This window comes from Okeania sp. (assembly GCF_983059655.1).
Map to the genome: position 1 here is coordinate 1 of NZ_CEZPJD010000425.1, position 6,660 is coordinate 6,660.

Annotated in this window: 3 protein-coding genes; all 3 read left to right on the forward strand. The window is 37.4% G+C overall.

Annotated elements, in window-relative coordinates; translation table 11 throughout:
• Positions 1 to 1,100: 1,100 nt before the first annotated feature.
• The 3 genes from AC3DU7_RS20935 (at position 1,101) to AC3DU7_RS20945 (ending at position 6,497) form a co-directional block, all read left to right on the forward strand.
• A complete protein-coding gene (locus tag AC3DU7_RS20935) occupies positions 1,101 to 2,669 on the forward strand; it encodes an ABC transporter substrate-binding protein (protein ID WP_488041235.1) in 1,569 nt (522 codons plus the stop codon).
• A 5-nt stretch (positions 2,670 to 2,674) separates the two neighbouring features.
• Positions 2,675 to 5,026, forward strand: a complete 2,352-nt coding sequence (locus tag AC3DU7_RS20940; RefSeq protein ID WP_488041236.1) for an ATP-binding protein — start codon at positions 2,675 to 2,677, stop codon at positions 5,024 to 5,026.
• Between the two features lie 136 nt (positions 5,027 to 5,162).
• Positions 5,163 to 6,497 carry a hybrid sensor histidine kinase/response regulator gene (locus tag AC3DU7_RS20945; RefSeq protein ID WP_488041237.1) on the forward strand — a complete coding sequence of 445 codons (1,335 nt, stop codon included), beginning with the start codon at positions 5,163 to 5,165 and terminating at the stop codon, positions 6,495 to 6,497.
• Positions 6,498 to 6,660 lie beyond the last annotated feature (163 nt).

Genomic DNA, 6,660 nt, shown 5'->3' on the forward strand with positions numbered 1-6,660 from the left:
GTAGGGAGTAGGGAGTAGGGGGTAGAAAAATGCTTTTGGGTTGCCCATACTAACTATAGTCTATCTATGTGAAAAGCGCTATTAGCAACAGTATGAATAATATCATATTCAGTTAAATACTTATACTTTGGCAGGGGGAAGGCAGAAGGAAGAGAGGGAAGTTTGAAGTAAAGAAGTTTTTATAACTAATCATCCGAACATGATATAAACTGGGATTTAAGGGCGTACATATTTTACCAGTGGGCACTTTGATATTGTGCTTTTAAAACCATATAAACAACTTTGAGGAGCGATCGCCTTTTGAGGTCTTCTGGGATAATGTGGCGAACGGCAGGTTTAACAGATGTGAACATTAAGTATTGCTCCTTAAGGGTAATTTATGATACTTAATGAGTATCTGGAGAGTACACAGTTCTTCTGAAAAACGATTTCCTTTTAAAACGGAAAGTACTACTGGAAAAGGATTACAGTACATACAGTTTTGAATGAATAGCTTCTAACCTTGAGAACCCTGAAAGCTTTATACCAATTTCAAAAAAGAATACTACAAAAAAGTAGATATTAATCGAATATGCTTAAAAATAGCTATCTAAGTTCATTTTAGATATTTATCTCTATCTTTTTTCCCTTTTTTTCAAAGTTTAACCCTTCTTGCTTCTTCCCTATTCCTTCTTTCTTACTTCTACCATTTATAACAAATATTTATCAAATTTGTATTAGCTAACAATAGTTCTTCCAATCACTTTGCATTGTCTAATTAATTTGATAGAATTAAATAAGAAAGTCAAAATTTTTGTTAACAAAAATCAGTTTGACATTTTACTATAAATATGAAAAGTGATTTTTTTTACATTTATAATGGGAAATATAGCGCTGTGCGCAGCTCATTTGGCAGTAGGGGGGATAAAAAGATTATTATATAAAACTTTTAGCTATTGGACAGTTCCTGAAATTTGTAAAGCAAGCCAGCGCACATTGCTATAAGAGAAAATTCTGAAAAAGTCTATTGTCAAACTATATCACTCTCTTAAGTTATCAGAAGTAGATTGATGAATTAGAGTGTGATAATTGATTTTATTTTTTATTATTGGAGATGTCTAATGTTTATGAAAATACTTGGCAACAAAAAAAATCGTCATCAACAAAGATTATCTACAGCACTTGTAGCTTTTCTTTTGCTGTTTAATGCAGTCGGTTGCACTCAAAAGCAGTCCACTCCGGAAACCGATCTGGTTCAAACTCCAATAGAAAATATAGATTCAGTAAAACCACAAAGATTTGACGGGATTACCATTACTGTTGCAACCCTCCTAGGTGCTGCGATTGGGGTAGGGGTTGAGCGTCGAGTGCGTGAGTTTGAACAATTGACGGGAGCTAAGGTGAATATAGTTAAGCTTCCTCTCAAAGATCTTTTTCCATCCATGCAGCAGCAGTTTGCGAACAACAGCAACAAGTATGATGTGGTTTTTTTCGTGCCCACATGGATGAGGGATTTTGTGAAGCCTGGATATTTGGAAAATTTAACAAGTCGCGTCGAAGCAGATAGTCAACTGGAATGGGATGATATTGCACCGTTTTTCCGTAATTTTACGGCAAGCTACAAAGGGCAAATATATGGCATTCCCATAGATGGGGACTTTCATATGCTTTATTATCGCACAGATTTATTGCAAAAGGCTAAACTCGAACCCCCACGAACTTGGGATGATTATCTCGCTATTGCCAAACAATTTCACGGACAAGACCTCAATGCTGATGGGATACCAGACTATGGTTCTTGTCTAGCTAACCAGCCAAAACATGTGATGAATCAGTTTTTTTGGTCGGTAGCAAGCCCGTTTCTCCAAAGTCAAGGAACAGAAGAAGGTGGATTTTTTGATCCTGAAACTATGAAACCATTAGTCAATAATCCAGCCTTTGCTAGAGCACTAGATATCTATAAAGAAACAAGTAAATATGGACCGCCAGAAGAATTGAGCTTAGATATGGATGGGAAGAGAGCATTGTTCTTAGATGGACGTTGTGCGCTGACCTTAGATTGGGGCGATATTGGGACATTAGCAATCGATCCAGCCATTTCCAAAGTATCCAATAAAGTTGGCGCATTAATGTTACCTGGTAGTAAAGAAATTCTCGATCGCCAAACGGGAAAATTGGTGGCCTGTGATAAATTTACCTGTCCCTATGCAATTGATGGCATTAACCATGCTCCCTATGCTGCGTTTGGAGGATGGGTTGGTGGGATTAATGCTAGAGCAAAAGCGGAAGTAAAAGATGCTAGTTATGCAATGATTTCCTATCTCAGCCAACCCGCACAATCGAATGTTGATGTCACAATTGGCATCACAGGTTTTAATCCTTACCGCATATCGCAGTTTACTAACCGCGAACCCTGGTTGGAGGCAGGAATGCAAGAAGCAACAGTTAATAAATACTTAGGTGGTATTTCTGTCAGTTTAAGGAATCCTAACATGGTCTTGGATCTGCACATCCCAGCAAATACTATCTACCAGCAAGAAATTTTGGATACCGCACTCACAAATTTTCTGACGGGTAAGATGACTCGCGATGAAACCATGGAACAAATTGAGCGAGAATGGGAGAAGGTTACGAATCAAATGGGACGAGATTCCCAATTAAAAGCCTACCGAGACAGTTTAGGAATTTAATAGCTATGTGGAAAAAGCAATTGATGTTTCGTTGGAATTTAAGTATCAAAATTGTGGCTGCTTATTCAGCCTTAATTGCTCTGATGGCGGGGATACTCACCACTACTCTTTACTGGCAGTTTCGCACAGCTAACCAGCAAGCAATGCGCGATCGCTTATTGGATTTGCTGAGTTTAACAGTGCCAGAAATTGACAGCGACTATCATTCCCTGGTTGTAACATCTAAAGATACTAATAAACCGTTCTACAAGATCAATCTCGAAGAACTCAAAACCGTTCAAGCAGCTAGTAAAGATATCAACCGCATTTATACCCTGCGTCCCCAAAGCAACGGTAAATTCGCTTTTGTCTTAGATGTCTATCCCACATCGAAATCATCAACATCTGTGGGAAAAATAGCAGAGAATCTAACTCCGATTCTCTCAGCAGAAGGAAACACCCTATCCCAACCCAAAGTTGAAAACGATTTTGTGCAGAATACAGAAGGCAAAAGTTTGTTATATGGATATGCACCGATCGAGGATCAATTTGATCGCCTAGAGGGAATTTTAGTGATCGAATTAGATGCTACTTCAATCCTGCAATCTGAACAAATTGCGGCTGCAATCGCTTTGGGACTTTTCCTGATAATTTTAGCTTTGACGGTTATTATGGTGCGGTGGTTAGCGCGGTCGCTCATTGTCAATCGAACCCTCCGCTTAAATGATGCTGCTAAAAAACTTGCAGATGGAGAATGGCATCAATCTTTATTAACTGAGAGTAATGATGAATTGGGAGAATTAGCCAATTCTTTTAATTACATGGCGGGGCAGCTACAAACCTCATTCCAAAAACTGGAAGAATACTCCCAAACTCTAGAACAAAAAGTCAAAGAACGAACAGTGGAGCTAGAGCAAGCAAAATTAATCGCAGATTCTGCCAACCAAGCGAAAAGCACTTTCATTGCCAACATGAGCCACGAATTACGCTCTCCTCTGAACGCCATTCTGGGCTTTGCTCAAATTATGACTCGCTCGCAAACCCTGGGGCGCGAAAATCAAGAAAATATTGGCATTGTTTATCGTAGTGGCGAACATCTCTTAAGTCTAATTAACAACATTCTCGATCTTTCTAAAATTGAAGCAGGTAAAACTACTCTCAATCCCAAAAACTTCGACCTCCACCGCCTACTAGATGACATTGATGATATGTTTAAAATTAAAGCGGAGGAGAAAAATCTATACTTGCTGATGGAGTATGAACCCGATCTGCTCCGCTATGTCCGGACTGATGAACTTAAATTGCGCCAAGTGCTGATTAATTTGATTAACAACGCCCTAAAATTCACTCAATTTGGTGGGGTTTCCATTAGAGCTTCCAATCTGAAAACTAATAGTCAAGCTAAAATGTTAGATGCTAATTCCTCTACACTTCATTTTGAAGTTGAAGATTCAGGAGCGGGAATTGCTCAAGAAGAATTAGAACATCTTTTTGAAGCTTTCACCCAAACAAAAACCGGAAAACAAGCTCAGGAAGGAACGGGTTTAGGATTATCTATTAGCAACCAATTTGTGCGTTTGATGGGAGGTGAGATAAAAGTTAAAAGTGTTGTGGGGCAAGGCACAACTTTCCTATTTGATATTCAAGTTACAGAAGTAGCAGCCAACGATATTACCACACACCAGTCCTCTCGCCGAGTTATTGCTCTCGAACCCAATCAACCCAAATATCGTATTCTTATCGTTGATGATAAACCTATCAATCGCCAATTATTAATTAAACTACTTTCTCCCTTGGGATTTGAACTTCAAGAGGCAAATAACGGTCAAGAAGCTGTGGATATTTGGGAGAAATGGGAACCACACTTAATCTGGATGGATATGCGGATGCCAGTGATGGATGGTTACACTGCTAGTAAAATTATTAAATCTCACCTCAAAGGTCAAGCAACAGCAATTATTGCCTTGACAGCCAGTGTCCTAGAAGAAGAAAAAGCGGTAGTCATGTCCGCAGGATGTGATGATTTCTTGAGAAAACCTTTTCGAGAGGAAGAAATTTTTAAGGCAATGAATAGACATATTGGTGTCAAATATGTTTATGAAGAATTAATTCCAGAAAATACGGCCACAACAACAAAAGAGGTTTTAACCCCAGAGGTAATGGCAGAAATTCCCACTGAGATTTTAACCCAACTCGAAGAGGCAGTGATGTTTTCTGATGAGGAGTTAATTGCCACGCTAATACAACAAATTGCTACTCATAATAATTCTTTGGCTCTGGCACTAAAAACTTCTCTGCATAACTTTGAGTATGAAAAAGTGTTGAGTTTAATTTCAGCAACTACAGGAGACAAGGATTCATTAATGGATAATGGATAATGGATAATTACCTATCCCTTTTAGGGAGAGGATTGGCTAAAAGGAAAAGATTTATTTTTTTCCTCTTTATTGGGGAAGCTTTAAACCTAAATTATCTAATTATTTAATTGTTTAATTATTAATTATTTCGGTAAACATGAATTCTACTCAAGAGCAAATCATTATTATTGATGATACCCCAGCCAATTTACACGTACTTAGCAGTCTTTTAAAGGAAAATGGCTATCTGGTGCGCTCGTTTCCTAGTGGAAAATTGGCTTTAACATTTATTGAAAAATTTTCTCCCAGTTTGATTTTGCTGGATATTCAAATGCCAAATATGGACGGGTACGAAGTTTGTCAACATCTCAAAGCAAACGAATTGACTTGCGATATTCCAGTGATTTTTATTAGTGCTTTAGATGAAGTAATGGATAAGCTCAAAGCTTTTACTGTGGGAGGGGTGGATTATATTACGAAACCATTTCAAGCGGAGGAAGTTTTAGCTCGCATTTCTACTCATTTAGAACTCACTCGCCTGCAAAAACTTCTGAAACAAGAGAATTATATGCAAGCTCAACAACTAGCAGAACAAAATAGACAACTTCAGCGGGTGAATCAGGAACTGAATAAAAAATACGATGAACTCAAACAAGCCCAACTCACTATTATTCAAAGCGAGAAAATGGCTACCTTGGGGAATCTCGTGGCGGGAGTAGCTCACGAAATTAATAATCCCGTCGGATTTATTTCTGGTAACTTAGATTGTGCCACTGAATATATTCAATATTTAATAGATTTGTTGGAGCTTTATCAACAAGGTATTGATTGGAATAGTCAAACAACTCAAAATAAAATTGAAGAGATAGAATTAGATTATTTATTGACAGATTTACCAGGATTAATTGATTCAATGAAACAAGGAGCAAAACGTATTACAGAGATTAGTAAATCTATGCGAACTTTCTCCCGTGACGATACAATTGCTAAGGTGGCTTTCAATATCCATGATGGTATAGATAGCACTTTATTAATTCTCAGACACCGACTCAAACCCAATGAAAGACGACCAGAAATAGAAGTAGTAAAAAACTATGGCAAACTGCCACCAGTATATTGTTATCCCGGACAACTAAATCAAGTATTTATGAATTTAATTGCTAATGCTATTGATGCTTTAGAAGAAAGTAATTCCGGAAAAACTTTTCAAGAAATTCAAGCAGTACCAAATCAGATTACTATTACGACAGAAGTTGACAATAGTAAACAAGAGGCAATTATCCGTATTGGAGATAATGGCATGGGAATGAGTGAGGAGTTAAAAAAGAAAATATTCGACCATTTATTTACCACAAAATTAGTAGGAAAAGGAACGGGATTAGGTTTATCAATTTCTCGGCAAATAGTGGAAGAAAAACATGGAGGTAAAATCACTTGTACTTCGGAATTAGGAATAGGAACTGAGTTTGTCATTACTTTGGCTCAAAAATAAGGTATAGTCTGGTTAATAAAAATTAAGGTAATATTAATGGATAATTGATAATGAATAATTACCTATTTAACCTGAATTAATGAATTAATGATTTGGTAATTAGTTTTGCTTATAGCGCTTTTCACATGGATAGACTACAGTTAGTATGGGCAACCCAAAAGCA

Bases quoted from the DNA above. Each gene is read 5' to 3' on its own strand.
- AC3DU7_RS20935 (WP_488041235.1), top strand. From the start codon at position 1,101: ATGTTTATGAAAATACTTGGCAACAAAAAAAATCGTCATCAACAAAGA.
- AC3DU7_RS20940 (WP_488041236.1), top strand. From the start codon at position 2,675: ATGTGGAAAAAGCAATTGATGTTTCGTTGGAATTTAAGTATCAAAATT.
- AC3DU7_RS20945 (WP_488041237.1), top strand. From the start codon at position 5,163: ATGAATTCTACTCAAGAGCAAATCATTATTATTGATGATACCCCAGCC.